Annotated in this window: 19 protein-coding genes and 1 other RNA gene; 4 read left to right on the forward strand and 16 right to left on the reverse strand. The window is 69.1% G+C overall.

The genetic code is table 11. The features are described from left to right. Positions 1–32: 32 nt before the first annotated feature. Complete coding sequence (locus tag O7614_RS25265) at positions 33–284, reverse strand: hypothetical protein (RefSeq protein ID WP_278140931.1); 252 nt, start codon at positions 282–284, stop codon at positions 33–35. Further along, positions 281–541, reverse strand: coding sequence for a hypothetical protein (locus O7614_RS25270; protein ID WP_347404373.1), 261 nt, complete (start codon positions 539–541; stop codon positions 281–283). The genes O7614_RS25265 and O7614_RS25270 overlap by 4 nt, the downstream gene beginning before the upstream one ends. Before the next feature lie 323 nt (positions 542–864). Here O7614_RS25270 and O7614_RS25275 point away from each other — a divergent pair, with 323 nt between their 5' ends. Continuing rightward, complete coding sequence (locus O7614_RS25275) at positions 865–1,671, forward strand: helix-turn-helix transcriptional regulator (RefSeq protein ID WP_278140932.1); 807 nt, start codon at positions 865–867, stop codon at positions 1,669–1,671. Next, positions 1,658–1,849 carry a DUF397 domain-containing protein gene (locus O7614_RS25280; RefSeq protein ID WP_278140933.1) on the forward strand — a complete coding sequence of 64 codons (192 nt, stop codon included), beginning with the start codon at positions 1,658–1,660 and terminating at the stop codon, positions 1,847–1,849. The genes O7614_RS25275 and O7614_RS25280 overlap by 14 nt, the downstream gene beginning before the upstream one ends. Before the next feature lie 416 nt (positions 1,850–2,265). On the opposite strand, the gene O7614_RS25285 is transcribed toward O7614_RS25280, so the two are convergent. The 8 genes from O7614_RS25285 to rnpB all read right to left on the reverse strand — a co-directional run bounded on the left by O7614_RS25285 (position 2,266) and on the right by rnpB (position 7,230). Beyond that, the gene (locus tag O7614_RS25285) at positions 2,266–2,568 is read right to left on the reverse strand and encodes a hypothetical protein (RefSeq protein ID WP_278140934.1); all 303 of its coding nucleotides are present in this window, start codon (positions 2,566–2,568) and stop codon (positions 2,266–2,268) included. Positions 2,569–2,917: 349 nt separating this feature from the next. Next, a complete protein-coding gene (locus tag O7614_RS25290) occupies positions 2,918–3,175 on the reverse strand; it encodes an Imm51 family immunity protein (RefSeq protein ID WP_278140935.1) in 258 nt (85 codons plus the stop codon). Positions 3,176–3,400: 225 nt separating this feature from the next. Next, complete coding sequence (locus O7614_RS25295) at positions 3,401–3,877, reverse strand: DUF4241 domain-containing protein (protein ID WP_278142376.1); 477 nt, start codon at positions 3,875–3,877, stop codon at positions 3,401–3,403. Between the two features lie 52 nt (positions 3,878–3,929). Next, positions 3,930–4,370, reverse strand: coding sequence for a hypothetical protein (locus O7614_RS25300; protein ID WP_278140936.1), 441 nt, complete (start codon positions 4,368–4,370; stop codon positions 3,930–3,932). 47 nt (positions 4,371–4,417) lie between these two features. After that, on the reverse strand, positions 4,418–4,864 hold the full coding sequence (locus O7614_RS25305) for a transposase (protein WP_347404408.1): 447 nt from the start codon (positions 4,862–4,864) through the stop codon (positions 4,418–4,420). A 302-nt stretch (positions 4,865–5,166) separates the two neighbouring features. Further along, on the reverse strand, positions 5,167–5,487 hold the full coding sequence (locus O7614_RS25310; RefSeq protein WP_278140937.1) for a hypothetical protein: 321 nt from the start codon (positions 5,485–5,487) through the stop codon (positions 5,167–5,169). Positions 5,488–6,167: 680 nt separating this feature from the next. Further along, positions 6,168–6,422, reverse strand: a complete 255-nt coding sequence (locus tag O7614_RS25315) for a hypothetical protein (protein WP_278140938.1) — start codon at positions 6,420–6,422, stop codon at positions 6,168–6,170. A 392-nt stretch (positions 6,423–6,814) separates the two neighbouring features. Beyond that, positions 6,815–7,230: RNase P RNA component class A (gene rnpB, locus O7614_RS25320), an RNA gene on the reverse strand. Between the two features lie 127 nt (positions 7,231–7,357). On the opposite strand from rnpB, the gene O7614_RS25325 reads away from it, so the two are divergent. Then, entirely contained in the window at positions 7,358–8,119 is a 762-nt protein-coding gene (locus tag O7614_RS25325) for a sulfite exporter TauE/SafE family protein (RefSeq protein ID WP_278140939.1), read from the forward strand. Between the two features lie 131 nt (positions 8,120–8,250). On the opposite strand, the gene O7614_RS25330 is transcribed toward O7614_RS25325, so the two are convergent. Beyond that, entirely contained in the window at positions 8,251–9,483 is a 1,233-nt protein-coding gene (locus O7614_RS25330; protein WP_278140940.1) for an MFS transporter, read from the reverse strand. 54 nt (positions 9,484–9,537) lie between these two features. Between O7614_RS25330 and O7614_RS25335 the strand changes: the two genes are divergently transcribed. Then, complete coding sequence (locus O7614_RS25335) at positions 9,538–9,996, forward strand: MarR family transcriptional regulator (protein ID WP_278140941.1); 459 nt, start codon at positions 9,538–9,540, stop codon at positions 9,994–9,996. 449 nt (positions 9,997–10,445) lie between these two features. Here the strand turns inward: O7614_RS25335 and O7614_RS25340 are convergent, their stop codons facing one another. The 5 genes from O7614_RS25340 to O7614_RS25360 all read right to left on the reverse strand — a co-directional run bounded on the left by O7614_RS25340 (position 10,446) and on the right by O7614_RS25360 (position 15,290). Then, positions 10,446–12,098 carry a sodium:solute symporter gene (locus O7614_RS25340; RefSeq protein WP_278140942.1) on the reverse strand — a complete coding sequence of 551 codons (1,653 nt, stop codon included), beginning with the start codon at positions 12,096–12,098 and terminating at the stop codon, positions 10,446–10,448. Beyond that, the gene (locus O7614_RS25345; RefSeq protein ID WP_278140943.1) at positions 12,098–12,340 is read right to left on the reverse strand and encodes a DUF3311 domain-containing protein; all 243 of its coding nucleotides are present in this window, start codon (positions 12,338–12,340) and stop codon (positions 12,098–12,100) included. The genes O7614_RS25340 and O7614_RS25345 overlap by 1 nt, the downstream gene beginning before the upstream one ends. Positions 12,341–12,493: 153 nt before the next feature. Then, positions 12,494–13,687: a bifunctional RNase H/acid phosphatase gene (locus O7614_RS25350; RefSeq protein WP_278140944.1), complete on the reverse strand. Its 1,194-nt coding sequence runs from the start codon at positions 13,685–13,687 to the stop codon at positions 12,494–12,496. A 3-nt stretch (positions 13,688–13,690) separates the two neighbouring features. Beyond that, a complete protein-coding gene (locus tag O7614_RS25355) occupies positions 13,691–14,428 on the reverse strand; it encodes a C4-type zinc ribbon domain-containing protein (RefSeq protein ID WP_278140945.1) in 738 nt (245 codons plus the stop codon). Next, complete coding sequence (locus O7614_RS25360; RefSeq protein WP_278140946.1) at positions 14,418–15,290, reverse strand: Nif3-like dinuclear metal center hexameric protein; 873 nt, start codon at positions 15,288–15,290, stop codon at positions 14,418–14,420. The genes O7614_RS25355 and O7614_RS25360 overlap by 11 nt, the downstream gene beginning before the upstream one ends. Positions 15,291–15,437 lie beyond the last annotated feature (147 nt).

The raw sequence follows: 15,437 nt of genomic DNA on the forward strand, positions 1-15,437 counted from the left end.
GGGGCGACCCACCCGGCCGGTTCTTTTCCTGGCTATCGGTGTGGCCGGCGGGCCAGGGACAGCCAGCCGAGGAACCGGGCGTGCAGCGCGGGCAGGTCCGGGCGCAGACCCAGGCCATACACGTCGTCGATCGCCTCCTGCATCGACGCGGCCAGGTAGAACGCCAGCGCGATCGAATGACCGTAGAACTCGGTCGCGAGATCGAGCCGAGCCCTACCGCACGGCCAGGGCGCGGCGCAGTTGCGGCACAACCACGCCGGACGCATCGGCAGGTGCGGCGTCATCCGACCCGCACCAGACGTCGGCGGCCTCTGGCCGGCAGGGCCTGCATCCGCACACCCGCGCGCATCACGTACAACTCGCGCCGCGCGACCGCGTCGCCCGCCGCGTTCAGCTGGTAACCCTCGATCCAGACCCAACTGTGGTACGTGTGCCGCTCGGGCAACTCACGGATGACGCGCACGAAGATCGGGCGCAGAAACCGCACGCTCGCCGCGGTGGTCAGGTAGATAACGTCGCCGGCCGTCATCTTTTCAATCACGGCAACCACCAGGGGTACGCGTAAGCGCGGTTCGCGTGCGGTCGGCTCGCTGGATTCGGCTCGGGCTTGTCGTCGGGCACGCTCTCCCCCTTTGTGCCGTTGGGAAGGGGCCGCTCCCGTGAGTGCTCGTCCGACAGGGGCGGCCCCGCTGCGAACGCGACCACCAGGTTTCGTGGTCCCTACCAGCCGCGCCGCCTGGTGACACTCTGCTGTGGAGGCCACTACGCTCGGAAGGCATCGCAGGTGGTCGGGCCGGGGCTGGCGGGACAGGCTCCAGGCGTGTGGCACCTCGGGTAGTCGATCTCCGACGTGAGGAGCATTGAATGGCTGACGTGCCAAGTCCGCTCGCGAACTTCGTCGTGAGCGAGATCCGCCGCGCCCGTGGAGCGTCGGGGATGACGCAAGAGTCGTTCGGCCGTGCGGCGGGGTTCAGCGCCTCACACGTCAGCGCCGTGGAGAGCGGCACCCGAGCACTGACGATGGACTTCATCAAGGGCGCTGACCGGGCGCTGAACAACGGCGGACTCTTCGAGCGCCTGGCAACAAAGTTCGGCGCGCCGTCGTGGTTCCTGCCCTGGCTGGATGCCGAGCGAGAGGCGACCCAGCTTCGCTACTTCGAGCCGAACCTGATTCCCGGGCTGCTACAGGTGGAGCACTACGCCCGTACTGTCCTCCGGACAGACGAAAGCCTCACCGATGACGAGGTTGAGCAGCGCGTGCAGGGGCGTATGAGCAGGCAAGCGATTCTGACAGGCGAGCGCCGGCCACAGTTCGTCGCCGTGCTGGACGAAGCCGCGATCCGGCGCACGGGTGATGGTCTGGGCGGGATCATGGCCCAGCAGGTGGCTCACCTGGTCGCGACGGCCGAGCTTCCGCACGTTCACGTCCACGTCATTCCGATCGGCAGCGGCCTGCACATCGGGCTGTCCGGACCGTTCGCCCTGGCCCGGTCCAGCGAGGGCGTGTGGGTTGGGCACCTCGAAAACCAGCTTGGCGGTGACGTCATCGACAAGGACGATGAGGTAGCTACGCTTCAGGCAAGGTGGGAGAGCGTCCGAAACGAGGCTCTACCGCGCCGGCAGTCCATCGACCTGCTGAAGGAAGTTGAGAGCCATCATGGACCTCAGTAACGCCCGGTGGCGCAAGTCCAGCCGCAGCGGCGCAAGCGGTGGGAACTGCGTCGAGGTCGCAAGCAACCTGCCCGGCGTCATCGGCGTCCGGGACAGCAAGGACCCCGTAGGTCCGGCCCTCACCTTCGGTCCGGCGGCCTGGCGGGCGTTCGTCGCCCAGCTCGCCGAGCGGCCATAACCAGCGCACTACAGGCGAAAGCGTCCGTGCCAGACGCCAAGGCTGGCACGACGTGGCGTGTCCCGGCATCTGCCTGTGATACGGCAACGCTCCTGCCGCTCAGCTGGTGGCACAGAAGCCGTCACGTATTAGGTGAGACCTTGATGGTCGGCGCGATCGGCGAACAGACTCGCGGCATTGTTCGAGCGTGGCCCCCAGTGGCGCAAGGGACCTGCGGACGGAGTGCCATTGAGACCAGGGCGACGATCCCGCCCCGGTCACCGAGCAAGTCCATGCGACGTGGTGGGACGGACGATCTTCGCCGTCGAGACTCACCCAGAGTGGGTGGCGCATCTGGCCTGTAGACCTGCCGCCGTTGTGCGGCCGTCCACGTCCGAGCCGACCTCTGACCGGCCAGGACGAGAGTGACCCTACATCTACACAGGAGGAACCTGGCCACCTTGCCGAGGAATGATGCTGACATATTCACAGACCTGGGTCAGTTGGATCGCCTTGGTAACCATCCACTCCCTGTCCGCGGCCCCACCTTTAGCGGCAATCACTATCTTCGCGTTTTCGGCCAGTATCATTCCTCGGATGTTGACCTCGCTGTAGGACGATTTGGCTGCGGTCTGACCGATCGACAGCATCTCCTCCGGGTCCAGATCGCCTCCAGCACGCGTGGCTTTCGCCACCTGGTTGCATGCATCCTTGGCGTAGTCGTCGACCCCGACAGCCACAACACCAGTGGGAGTCGGCGCAGAGGCACTCGGGGTGACTGCGGCCGAGGCAGTGGCCTGGGTTTCCGGACGGTCGGCCCCAGAGCAACCCCCCAAGCTGGCGATAGCGGCCGCAGCAGCAACTCCGATGACGCACCTACGCACCAGTTGGTCCCCCTTGATCTGCGGCCACACCCGTTGGCGGGATTGCCCCGGGAGCGTACGGGGCTCTGCGCGAGATGATCAAGAGGTGGCTGCCAGCGCGGAGAAAGACACCGGCACCCTGACTGCTAGTCGTCAAACTCAAACCCGCTCACCTTGGCCTGCGAGACCAACCGCCGCAAGCGTTCGCCGTCGGTCGCGACCACGTTCATCCGAGCTGCCACTCTTCCAGCGCGCCTCGATCGGCGCCGTCGGCGCAGAACATGCCAGCCTCGGAGTCATAGGCAAACCGGCCTTCGAGCGTCTGGGCCTCGGTGCTCACCAGAACTTCCGCGACGCCTTCCCAGAAGTACCCGTTGGGCTCGTGATCGAGCTCCCGAATCAGGTCGTCAACCGGTGTGGTCCCCGCCTCCAGCAGCAGCGAATACTGTCCTGAAGTCGTCTCGATCAGGCTAAGCAAGGTCATCTCACCGCGCCGGCAGCTTCCATGATCGGCACGCTAGCAGCGAACACCGTTGAGGCAGATCGGCCTGTCGGCGAACACCAACCCACGGACAAGCCGGCGGCCGACCATGTCGGATCTCAGGACCTGCGTGACAGATCAGTCTCGGGACGTATGTGACACGTCCGGCTAGTCGATCTTGTCGTCTTGTAGCTCCGTCAGGATCGAGGACTCACGGGCTGTCCTCGGTCAGGATGGGGAACTGCTGGCGGACGTTGGCGGCGATGCCAGCATGGCCATGTCGACAAGGAAGCAGGCGACAGCGCCGGTAGTCGTACGACCGATCCAGACCGGATAGCCGCCGTCGCCCCAGCCGGTGTTGAACGCGATGAGGTTGGCGCCGGAGGCGCGGTCATGCAGCTCGACCGGTCGGTCCGCCTGGTCCACGTAGTAGGACGGGTCTTCCTCTGTCCGTCGGGCCATTGCCTCAAGCGCCACCGTGTCGAACAAGGCGATGGTGGCCACATCGACGCCGACAGTGAACACCTCACCGTCGCGAAGGGTGCCGGGGTCCTGACCGGGTCGTAGCGCCATTTCCCAGGCCGCTACGGGCTGGTCGTGGATCGTCAACTTCGCCGCCGCCACGCGCTTGTCCTCCGGCCCTTCCACCAGGGCCAGTGTCAACGGATACCTGCGGGGCGGCACCGTTGCAGTGAAGGAGGCAATGCCTGATCGTTCCCAGCTCCAATTTCTGTCAAGAGAGCGGGTAGGCCGCGGGTCATGCCGCGTCGATCAGCAGGTGGCCGGTCGGGGAGTAGTCGATCTTCCAGTCGGTGTAGACGCCAAGGGTGCCATCCTCGGTGCAGCGGAGTCCGACGCTGACCCACCGGACTTCACCGTCGGTGCGCAGGGCGAACCCGACGGCGACCTGGAAGGCTTCGCCGCCGCATGGGCAGGCGCATTCCTCAGGGTCGGCGTCTTGCCAGTAGTCGGCGCTGTCCGCGATCAAGGCGTGGTCACCGCATGTCAGACACCGTGTCTGTGCGCACCCGTTCTCGTCATCGGCGAGGACCGCGAAGCTCTTGTCGCCGCACCGTTGGCAGATCATCTCCCTAACCCGAGCCACTGGGTAGCCGCCGGGCTGGTACTCGCGGAGGTAGTCGGCGAGGTCGGTGAAGTTGTCGCCGCGCCAGAATGTGCCGGTGGTGTCGATCGCCACCGGTGCAGCGTGCCTGATCTGGCTAGTGGTGTCGAGACCGATGTTGGCTATCCGGAGTTCGTGAGCAGCCGGTAGGCGTCTCGGGCGATGTTGCGCTTCAGGCAGCGCATGATCTCGGTCATGGTCTTGCCTTTTACGGTGCGGCGGGTGACGTAGTCCTTGGTGGGTTGGTGGCAGCGCATGCGGACGAGGGTGATGCCCCAGAGGGCGCGGTTGGCGTCGCGGTCGCCGCCACGGTGCAGGCGGTGGCGGTCGGTGCGTCCGGAGCTGGCCGGGATGGCGGCGACGCCACAGAGCCGGGCGAAAGCCGCTTCGGAGTGCAAGCGGTGGGGGTTGTCGCCAGCGGTGACGAGGAGTTGCCCAGCGGTGTCGACGCCTAAACCAGGCAGCGCGACCAGATCCGGGGCGGCGGCGGTGACGAGGGCGACCAGGTGGCTGTCGAGGTCATCGATCTCGGCCTGAAGGGCGAGCCAGCGTCGGGCGAGGCTGCGCAGCGCAAGCTGGTGGCAGTCGCCGGATCAGAGACCGTGCCGGGCCTGAGAGCGGCGCAGAAGCGGCTGACCTGGCGGCGGTGGCGGGATTGCGGTCACTGCGCCTCCGGCGGGGGCGCTCCGGCTCCAAGATGGCGTGGGGATCGTCGGCGGGTCGCGGTCCGTGGGTGGTTACGCGGGCCATCCCGCCCGCCACCGACCCGGGCAAGCCGAGCAGACCACCGCCCGCTCCCCACGAGGGCGGGTCGACGGCAGACACGGATGGCTCGAACCAGCGATGTACGCCTCCAGGGCGGGACGACACGTCACGAGAAACGAGGAAGCCGAACCGCCATGTCCACCGTGCGGCAGAGGCCCCGGTAGAACTCGACCATCTTCTCGTCTGTCGGCTCCTGCTCCTGCGTCTTCTGCAAGGCCCTGCGGGCACCCACGGACAGCGCACGCACGAGCCGCTTGGCAGCCTCCGGATCTTCGATCTTCCGGATGTCCAGATATCCCATTGCCCGGCCGGGGCTGAGCCACTCGTCGAACTCATCGACTGCGGCCACGTCGGCGGGGACCAGCCTCATGACGTGCGACAGCACCCTGCCCTGGATCCACCACTCCAGGTCGTCGTCGAACAGCACCGCCAACACCAGGACCCCCATGCCGAGCAACAGAACTGGAATACCAGAAGCCGATGCGGATGACGTCTTTCCGCCCCTAGGCGTCGGCTCTCTTCGCCATCGCGATCCGCCACTCCATCGGATCTGCGTACCGGATGTCGACCACGGCCACCGTGATGTTCCGCTTCAACGTCTGACACCCTAGCTGGGTGACCAACTGAGTGACGATGAGCACGAGCAACGCTGGACTGCGGTGGACCGCCCGGACAGCTCAGCCGTGCTGCTGGCCCAGCTCATGCGCTTGAGCTGATGCAGCCGGCGGACCATGGCGGTAGCCGACACCTTCCAATATGCCTTCAGTTCCATGACGTCAGGCAGGGAAGGACTTCCCACAAGCTGAGGGATAAGTCCGTCCGCAGGCATCAAGAAGGTGCTGGCGAATGTCTTGGCATCCAGCTCGTACTGACGATTCCTGTTCGTTCGTACGTCGCGATGAATACGGAGGTGGCCAAGTTCATGCGCTAGATCGAACCGCAGCCTTTCGGGCCGAATTCTCTGTTTTGGATCAAGCCCGGCCGGCGGCAAGCCGCCCCGGCCGCCTACGGCGCCGGGGCGGTGAGCCACCGACAGCCGCCGGGACACGCCCTACAAGCCGCCAGAATCGTCGAGGCGGTTGGAGCGTAGAACTGCTGCTAGGGCCCTCAGTCCTCGTCAAGGAGGCCGAAGCTCTCCGGCAGCTCATCCAGGAGCTCACGCACGGCACCGGTCGCCTGGATCGCCCGCTCCCGCACAAGTCTGGTAAGCACCTCACACTCGTCCGGGCCCAGAGCATCGAGGATGCCGGCCACTCGATGTTGGACCGACGCCGCCTCATCCGGATCGACCACATCGTCATCGCTCAGCTCCAGGAACACCAGACACTCAAGTAGGGCATCCAGAAGCACGCCAGTCAGCATCGGGCGATCGTAGCGCCGGGGTACGAAGCCGACGCGGGTGGCGTTCGTCGAGGCCAGGGCTTCCGGCTGCCGCGCCCGTCCAACCCCGGGACTGGCTTGCCGCCGGATCACCGGGTCGCGGCACCAGCTCCACCGCCAGGACGTGCCCCGTCCCTCCCCCACCGCGGCCGTCTCCACGCCGAAACCACCGAGGCAGGCCCTCAGCGGCCCACCGCCGTCCAGCCAGCCCGACCCGAGATCGAGGTCAACTGAGCCGGCGCTCAGGGCGTCTCCAAGGCGTCAGGGCGTCGTCAGGGCGTCAAACGCCGGCCAAAGTTGACCAACGACGACCATCGACGCCCGGACATAGAACTAGGTCAGAGCCTTGATCAAAGCTCTGAGCTGGTGGGCGACGGACGAGTCGACCTGTACGCCGGATTCTGTGCGCGACGCGTACCCCGAGGGGGTTGCGCCGGCGGCGGCCATCCATCTCGGCCTGCCGTTGCCGGCAGGCTCTAGCGGCCTACCCGCAGACATCGGGCGGGCAGCCCTCAAGCGTCTGCGCCGGGTCGTCATCTTGCGGTGACGGCCCTTGCTTGGCCTTGCTCCGGGTGGGGTTTACCGAGCCACCCCGGTCACCCGGGGTGCTGGTGGGCTCTTACCCCACCGTTTCACCCTTACCGTCCCCGTTGGGGTCGGCGGTCTGTTTTCTGTGGCACTGTCCCGCGGGTCGCCCCGGGTTGCCGTTAACAACCACCCTGCCCTGTGGAGTCCGGACGTTCCTCGGCGGCGGGCCGGAGCCCGCCGACGCGACCGCCCGGTCGACTCGTCCGTCGCGCTCTCATCCTAACGACGAGCGTGCTGCCGGTATTGCCGCCCCGCCTGAGCAAGATCGCGCAGCTCACGGGCGGTCCGGCGGAGCTGCCTCGCAAGGCGACGGCTAGCCTCGTGGGGCTATGGATCTCTCCCACGCCGCGCTGCTGCTCGCCGCCGGTCTCGCCGCTGGCACTGTCAACGCGGTGGCCGGTGGTGGATCGTTGATCACTTTCCCGGCGATGATCGCGGTCGGGTTGCCCCCGGTGCCGGCGAACGTCAGCAACTCGGTCGCCGTGTTCCCCGGGTACGTGGCCAGCGTGGCGGGCAGCCGGCTGGACCTGCCGCGCCCCCGCGCCCTGGCCACGCTGGTGCCGACCACGATCGTCGGCACGATCCTCGGGGCGTTGCTGCTGCTGGCCACGCCAGCCCGCGCGTTCGAGGTGGTCGTACCCTTTCTGGTCCTCGCCGCGACAGCGGTCCTGGCGTTCCAGGATCCGCTGCGCCGGCTGGTCGGTCACCCCCGGGACCTGTCGCCACGCCAGCGGACGGTCGCGGTGCAGACGATGGTCGCGCTCGGTGGGGTGTACGGCGGGTACTTCGGCGCGGCGCTCGGGGTGATGCTGGTCGCCGGGCTGGCCCTGGTGCTCGACGCGACCCTGGCGCGGGTGAGCGCGATCAAGAATCTGCTGTCCGCGGTGGTGGGGTTGACCACGCTCGTGGTGTTCGCCCTGTTCGGCCCGCTGAACTGGGCGGCGGTCGCGGTGGTCGCGCCCGCCACCCTCATCGGGGGGTACGCGGGCGCGCGTCTGGTCCGTCGGCTGCCGCCGGTGCTACTCAAGTCGGTGATCGTGGTGTTCGGTACGACGATCGGCCTCTACCTGCTCTACCGCGCCCTGAACTGAGGGCGCCCGCGCCGGCGTCAACGCCAAGATCCGCGCAACTTCCGGGAAAGTGCTGCCTCAGCAAGCCCGGAGGCAGCACCATCCCCGAAAGTGCGCGGATCTTGCGGGCACCCGCGGGACGAGCCCAAGCGTCAGTACGCCTCGCCCACCGGCTCTTCGGCGGCCTTCTCGGTGCTGGCGGCGGCGCGGTTCCAGCGGGACCAGAGGACCCGTTCGCCGTAACCGGCGGCCATCACGTGCGCAAAGGCCAGGTAGACGAGGACACCGGCGGCGAGCACCCCGAAGCCCACCCAGAACGGCAGGGCCAGTGAGTGTTCGGCGAGCTTGCCGGAGATGATCGGGGCCGGCGCGGCGGCACCCCAGCGGACCAGGTTGAACGCGCCGGTGGCGACGCGCCGGTCGGTGGACCCGAGGCCGAGGGCCAGGTCGGTGAGGTTGGCGTTGGCCAACCCCATGCAGAGGCCGGCGAGCACGAGCACGACGAGCGACTCGGCGGTGCTGGTGGAGGTGGCGAAGAGGACCATGCAGACCAGCAGCCCGGCGATGGCCACGCCGACGGTCTGCACCGCGCCGATGCGGTGGGCCAGGCGGTGACCGATGACCAGGATGCCGGTGGCCAGGCCGAGACCCCAGCCGGTGAACGCGAGCCCCAGCGGGATGATGTCCAGGCCGAGGAAGAGCGGCGTGTAGCCGAGCACCACGAAGAACACGAAGTTGTACGCGGCGGTGACCACGCAGAGGGCGATGAACGCCGGCCGGCGGTAGGTGGCGAAGATCTGGCCGACGCGTACCGGCTGTTGCCGGTTGGTGGGCTCGCGGAGCTTGCGGGAGGCCACGCCGAGGGCGAGGACCATGAAGACGCCGCAGACGAAGAACGGCAGCCGCCAGCTGATCTCGCCGAGCAGGCCGCCGATCAGCGGGCCGACGGCGAAGCCGAGCCCGAGGGCGGTCTCGAAGAGGCCGACCACCCATTCCCGGTCGACGGCCAGGTTGACCAGCACCACCATTGCGGTGGCGAAGAACATCGCGTTGCCCAGGCCCCAGACGCCGCGCAGCACCGACAGCTGCACGATGTTGTCGCTGAACGAGGCGAGGATCGCGGCCAGGCCGACCACGGAGACGCCGGTGATCAGCACCGGCTTGAAGCCGAACCGGCCGCTGGCCAGCGTCGCCGGGATCATGCCCAGGGCCATGACCGCGATGTACGCGGTGAACAGCAACTCGACCTGCCAGGCGGTGACCCCGATCGCCTCGCCGATGGCGGGCAGGATCGGGTCGACGACGGCGATGCCGGCGATGGCGAGGAAAGCCACCAGGGTGGTGGCGTAGATGGCACTGCGGTTCGGTTCGGAACGCCGATCCACTCCGACTCCTTAGATAACTGTATAGTACAGGTACTTATTCTGTATCATACAGCTATGAGCGACGACCACGAGATCACCCTCGGCCGGATCGAGACCGAGGTGGCCCTGTTGATGCGCTTCGGCGAGGCGACCCGGCGGGCCACCGGCACCGCCGAGCACCGGGTGCTCGACCGGGCCGCGTACGTGATCCTGCGGCACCTGGACAACGCCGGCCCGCAGAACGTCTCCGCGCTCGCCGCCCAACTCAACCTGGACGGCTCGACCGTGACTCGGCAGGTGTCCGCCCTGCAACGCGACGGCCTCATCGTCCGCGCCCCCGACCCGACGGACGGCCGTGGCACGGTCATCTCCCCCACCGCGGCCGGCCTGCAGCGGATGGCCGCCGTGCAGACCGCGCGCACCCGGCTCTACGGCGACATGCTGGCCGACTGGAGCGACGAGGACCGGGCCACGCTGGCCACCCTTCTGGGCCGCCTCAACCAGGCCCTGGTGCGCCGCAACCGCCGCCGCTGACCACGCGCGGCGGTGTCGTGGTGGCCCATCGCTCCACCCGGCCACACCACACGCTCTTCCACCGCCTGACCGCCGCCGGCGTCCACGGTGATCGTCACAGTCGCCACGATCGCCCAAGATCCTGGTTGTAGTGGCCTGCTGCGTGGTCCGACACCACTACGACAAGGATCGGGCACGATCTTGGCAGCCAAGGCGCGCTCGGTCGCCGGTCTGGCCCGGCCCGGCAGCCCTCGCTGACGGGGCAACCCTCGCTGCCGATGTCGGAGGTCGCGTGATTCGTTTACGGCATCAGCTCGATAGCACCTGAAACCACCTCACCGCCCCGCGACAACGACCCCCACGACGACCACCCCGCCGACGCGGCCCCCAGACGACGGCGCCCAGACGACGGCCGTGGACACGGATACGCCCGGGCACCGACCGACGTCGGCACCCGGGCGTACCAGCGGTCAGGCGACCGGTTCGCGGGCCGAGTCGGCGTCGCGCTCGGTGCCGGGGGTGATCCGGGGGTCGCCCTCGTCGGCGAAGTAGTCGTCCGGCGTGGTGCCGTCCACTCCCTCGTCCGCCTTCGCGGCTCGCAGCGCCAGCGTCACCAGGGCAGCGACCGCCAGGTTGACCACCACCGCCACGATGCCGACGTAGATCGTCTTGGTGGTGTCGAAGCCGAACTCCGACAGCGGGAACGCGGAGCCACCGAAGTGCTTCCGGGTCGGGCTGGCGACCTGGTAGAGCATCCACATGCCCAACCCCATGCCGACCGCCCAGCCGACGATCAGGCCGGTGCGGTGGAACCAGCGGGTGTAGAGACCCAGCGCCACCGCCGGCAGCGTCTGCAGGATGATCACGCCGCCGATGAGTTGGAGGTCGATGGAGAACTGCGGGTCGAGGAAGACGATGCAGGCCACCGCGCCGACCTTCACCACCAAGGAGGTGATCTTCGAGACGTTGGCCTCCTGGGCCGGGGAGGCGTCCCGCTTCAGGTACTCCTTGTAGATGTTGCGGGTGAACAGGTTCGCCGCCGCGATCGACATGATCGCTGCCGGCACCAGTGCGCCGATGCCGATCGCCGCGTACGCGACGCCGGCGAACCAGTCCGGGAACTGCTGGTCGAACAACACCGGTACGACGGTGTTGTTGTCGACAGTGCCCTCCTTGGCGCCGGGCAGCGGCTTCACCCCGGACGCGATGGCCATGTAGCCGAGCAGCGCGATCAATCCGAGGATCAGGCTGTACGCCGGCAGCGCCGACATGTTCCGCTTGATCACATCCCGGTTCCGGCTGGCCAGCACACCGGTGATGCTGTGCGGGTAGAGGAACAGCGCCAGCGCCGAGCCGAACGCCAGGGTGACGTACTGGAGCTGGTTGTTGGCGTTGAGCAGGATCCCGTCGTTCGGGTTCTGCGCCGTGGCCTGGAACTTCGCCTCGGCGGCGTCGAAGATGCTGCCCCAACCGCCCAGCTTCTGCGGCAGCCAGATCACCGCGACCAGGATCACCACGTAGATCAGGGTGTCCTTGACGAACGCGATCAGCGCGGGCGCGCGCAGCCCCGACTGGTACGTGTACGCCGCCAGGATGGCGAACGCGATGATGATCGGCAGGTGCCGGGCCAGCGCGCTCTCGCCGGTCACCCCCATCGTCTTGAGCACCGCCTCGATGCCGACGAGCTGCAACGCGATGTACGGCATGGTGGCCACGATGCCGGTGATCGCGACGAGCAGCGCCAGCACCGGCGAGTCGAACCGACTGCGGACGAAATCCGCCGGGGTGACGAAGCCGTGCCGGTGCGAGACCGACCAGAGCCGGCAGAGCACCAGGAACACCATCGGGTAGATCACGATGGTGTACGGCACCGCGAAGAAGCCCATCGCGCCCGCGCCGAACACCAGTGCCGGCACCGCCACGAATGTGTACGCGGTGTAGAGGTCGCCGCCGACCAGGAACCAGGTGATCCAGCCGCCGAAGCTGCGCCCGCCCAGGCCCCACTCGTCCAGGTGTGCCATGTCCTTCGGGGCGCGCCAGCGGGCGGCCACGAAACCCATCGCGCTGACCAGGAGGAACAACAGGGTGAAGACGATGATCTCGGTGAGATGGTCCCGCCACATCAGCGGTCACCCCGCTTCTTGGTCATCTGGTACACCAGCGTCGTCGTGCCGACGCCGAGCAGGATGAACGCCAGTTGCAGCCAGTAGAAACGCGGGAACCCGAAGATCCGAGGCGAGTCGGCGTTGAAGAAGGCCGGGACCAGCGGCACCACGATGGGGATGAAGAGCAACCAGTTCCAGGGGCTGTGGTCCTTCGCCCTGGTCGGCGCCGTGGTGGGCGCCTCCGGTTCCGGTGCAGCCATCTGACACACCTCCGGGGAGTCGAGGCTCTCGATGTAACGGCCGGAGGCTACGACTTTGTGACGGCCGTCACGCGACCCGTTCGGAGGGTGCTGCGCCGAACGGCTGGCCGGCTGCGCCGAACGGCGCGACCGACCAGCCGAAGGGTGAACGGCTCAGAGAGCGGCGAGGTGGGAGGTGTCGTTGACCGTGCGGACGGCCACTCCGCCGTCGGGCCACATGTCGAGCACCGAGATCCCGGCCGCGTCCAGGAAGAGCCGGTGCAGGAACCCGTCGCCGGCGGCGAGGGCATCGCGCAGCACCAGCTTGATCGGCGAGACGTGCGAGACGATCACCACGGTCTCCCCGGGGTACGCGGTGAGCAGCCCGGCGACGACACGGTGGGCGCGTTCGGCGACGTGGGTGAACGACTCCCCTCCCGGCGGGGCGATCCGGGGTGAGGCGAGCCACGCGTCCATCTCCCCCGGCCACTGCTGGCGCACCTCGGCGAAGGTGCGCCCCTCCCACTGACCGAAGTCGCACTCGATCAGATCGTCCTCGGTGCGCACCGGCACGTCACCGAGTGCCCCGGCGATCGCCGCCGCGGTGGCCGTACACCGGGACAGCGGTGAACTGAGCACGGCCGCGACGGACGGGGCCAGCGCGGCCACCCGGGTGGCGGTCTCGCGGACCTGGGCCCGGCCCTTCTCGGACAGTGGCACGTCGCCGCGACCGGAGTAGCGGCGCTGCTCGGTGTACTCGGTCTCGCCGTGCCGGACCAGGATCAGCCGGGTGGCGGTGAAGGTCGGCCGGGGTTCCCAGGACGCCGGGGCGGTCGCCGGGTCGCTGCCGGTCGCGGTCGCCGCCGAGGGCTGGCCGGTGACCGCAGTCGCCGCAGCGCCGCCGGGGGCCGCCGGCGTCGTCGCCCGGGCGGGGGTCGCGCCGGCCGGGGGACGACCCGCGGCGGCGTCCATGGCCGCGTTGGCGAGGGCGTCGGCGTGCCGGTTCTGGTCGCGGGGGATCCAGGTGAACCGCACCGCGGCGAAGCGGCCCACCAGCCCGGCCGCCTGGGCGGCGAGGGGCCGCAGGCCGGGGTGCTTGATCTGCCACCGGCCGCACATCTGCTCGACCACCAGCTTGGAGTCCATCCGGACGTCCACCTCGGCGGCACCCAGCTCGGCGGCGGCGGTCAGCCCGGCGATCAGCCCTTGGTACTCGGCGACGTTGTTGGTCGCCGTGCCGAGCGACTCGGAGCGCTCGGCCAGCACCGCGCCGGTCTCCGGGTCACGGACCACAGCGCCGTAACCGGCGGGGCCGGGATTGCCCCGGGACCCACCGTCGGCCTCGACGGTGACCACGCGCGGCGCCACGACCTACAGACCCGACTCGTTGGTGCGGACCATGATCCGTCGGCAGTCCTCGCAGCGGACCACGTCGTCCGGAGCGGCCCCGCGGATCCGGGCCAGGTCGGCACCGGAGAGCTCCAACCGGCAGCCGCCGCAGCGGCCCGCGGTGAGCAGCGCGGCACCCAGCCCGGTGTCCTCACGGATCTTGTCGTAGAGCTTGACCAGGTCGCCCGGGAGGTCGGCGGCGAGCGGCTGACGGGCCCCCCGCTTGAACTCCTCCTCCTTGGCGATCTCGGCCATCGCCTCGTCGCGGCGCTGCTCGGTCGCGGCCCGCTTGTCGCGGGCGTCGGCCAACCGCTGCTCCACCCCGTCGAGGACGCCCTGCGCGGTCTCCCGCTGCTCCATCAGCTCCAGCTCGGCGTCCTCCAGGTCGCCCTGGCGGCGGTTCAAGGAGACCAGCTCGTGCTGGAGCGCCTCCAACTCGCGGGCCGGGCCGGTGCCGGCGGCGAGCCGGTTCTCGTCCTTCTCCTTGCGGGCCCGGACCTGCTCGACGTCCTTCTCCATCCGGGCGATGTCCCGGTCCAGGTCGTCGACCGCCACCTGGGCGCGAACCCGCTCGTCCTCCAACGCCGACAACTCCCGGGCCAACGCCTCCAGCTCGGCCCGCTCGGGCAGCGACCGCCGACGGTGGGCGAGCTGGGCGAGGTTGGTGTCGATCGCCTGGAGGTCGAGCAGGCGGCGCTGCACCTGAGGGTCAGCCTTCACGGTCGGGCTCCTTGTCGTCCACAACGGGTGCGGCGGCGTGCACTGTCCACGGGTCGGTATCCAGGTCGGACACCAGCGTCTCGACGCCCAGCGCCTCCCGGAGGAGGGCGGCCAGGTCGTCCAGCCACGGTCGTTCGGTCGCCCAGTGGGCGGCGTCGATCAGGGCGGGACCATCGGCGGCGAGGTGCTCGCCGGCCGGGTGGTGCCGCAGGTCGGCGGTGAGGAACGCGTCCACCCCGGCGGCGGTCGCGGCGCCGAGGAAACCGTCCCCCGACCCGCCGCTGACGGCGAGGGTACGAACCATACGCTGGGGATCGCCCGCAGCGCGAACTCCCCAGGACGTGACGGGAAGCACGGCGGCAGCGTGCCGGGTCAGCTCGGCGAGGGTCATCGGCTGGGGCAGTTCGCCGATCCGACCGAAGCCCCGGTCGTCGCCGTGGGCGGGCGATCCGGGCGCGGGTCGCAGCAGCGGACGCAGTTCGGTCAGCCCGAACCGGGCGGCGAGGGCGTCGGAGACGCCGGGGGCGGCCACGTCGGCGTTGGTGTGCGCCGCGTAGAGCGCCACCCCGGCTCGGATCAGATCGTGGATGATCCGCCCCTTGAAGGTCGTCGGAGCGACCGACGAGACGCCCCGCAGCAGCAGGGGATGATGCGAGACGATCATGTCCGCGTCGGCGGTCAGCGCCTCGGCGACCGTCTCGGGCACCACGTCGACGACGCAGAGCACCCGGCGCACCGGCGCGGACGGCTCGCCGAGCACCAGGCCCACCCGGTCCCACTCTTCGGCCCAGGCCGGCGGAAAACGCCGTTCCAGCTCGGCCACCACCTCGGCCACCGTCGGCGCGGATCCGCTTGTGCTCACGGCGGGCCAGCTTACCGGCGCGGGGGCCGTCGGGCGGTGACGCCCGCCCGGCCGGGTCGAGCGGAAGCCCAGCCGTCGAGCCCCCAGGCGGCGTGGCAAAGCCCCGCCGTCGGACCCTAAGCGGCGTGGCAAAGCCCCGCCGTCAGA

The organism is Micromonospora sp. WMMD961 (assembly GCF_029626145.1).
Taxonomy (GTDB): Bacteria; Actinomycetota; Actinomycetes; order Mycobacteriales; family Micromonosporaceae; genus Micromonospora.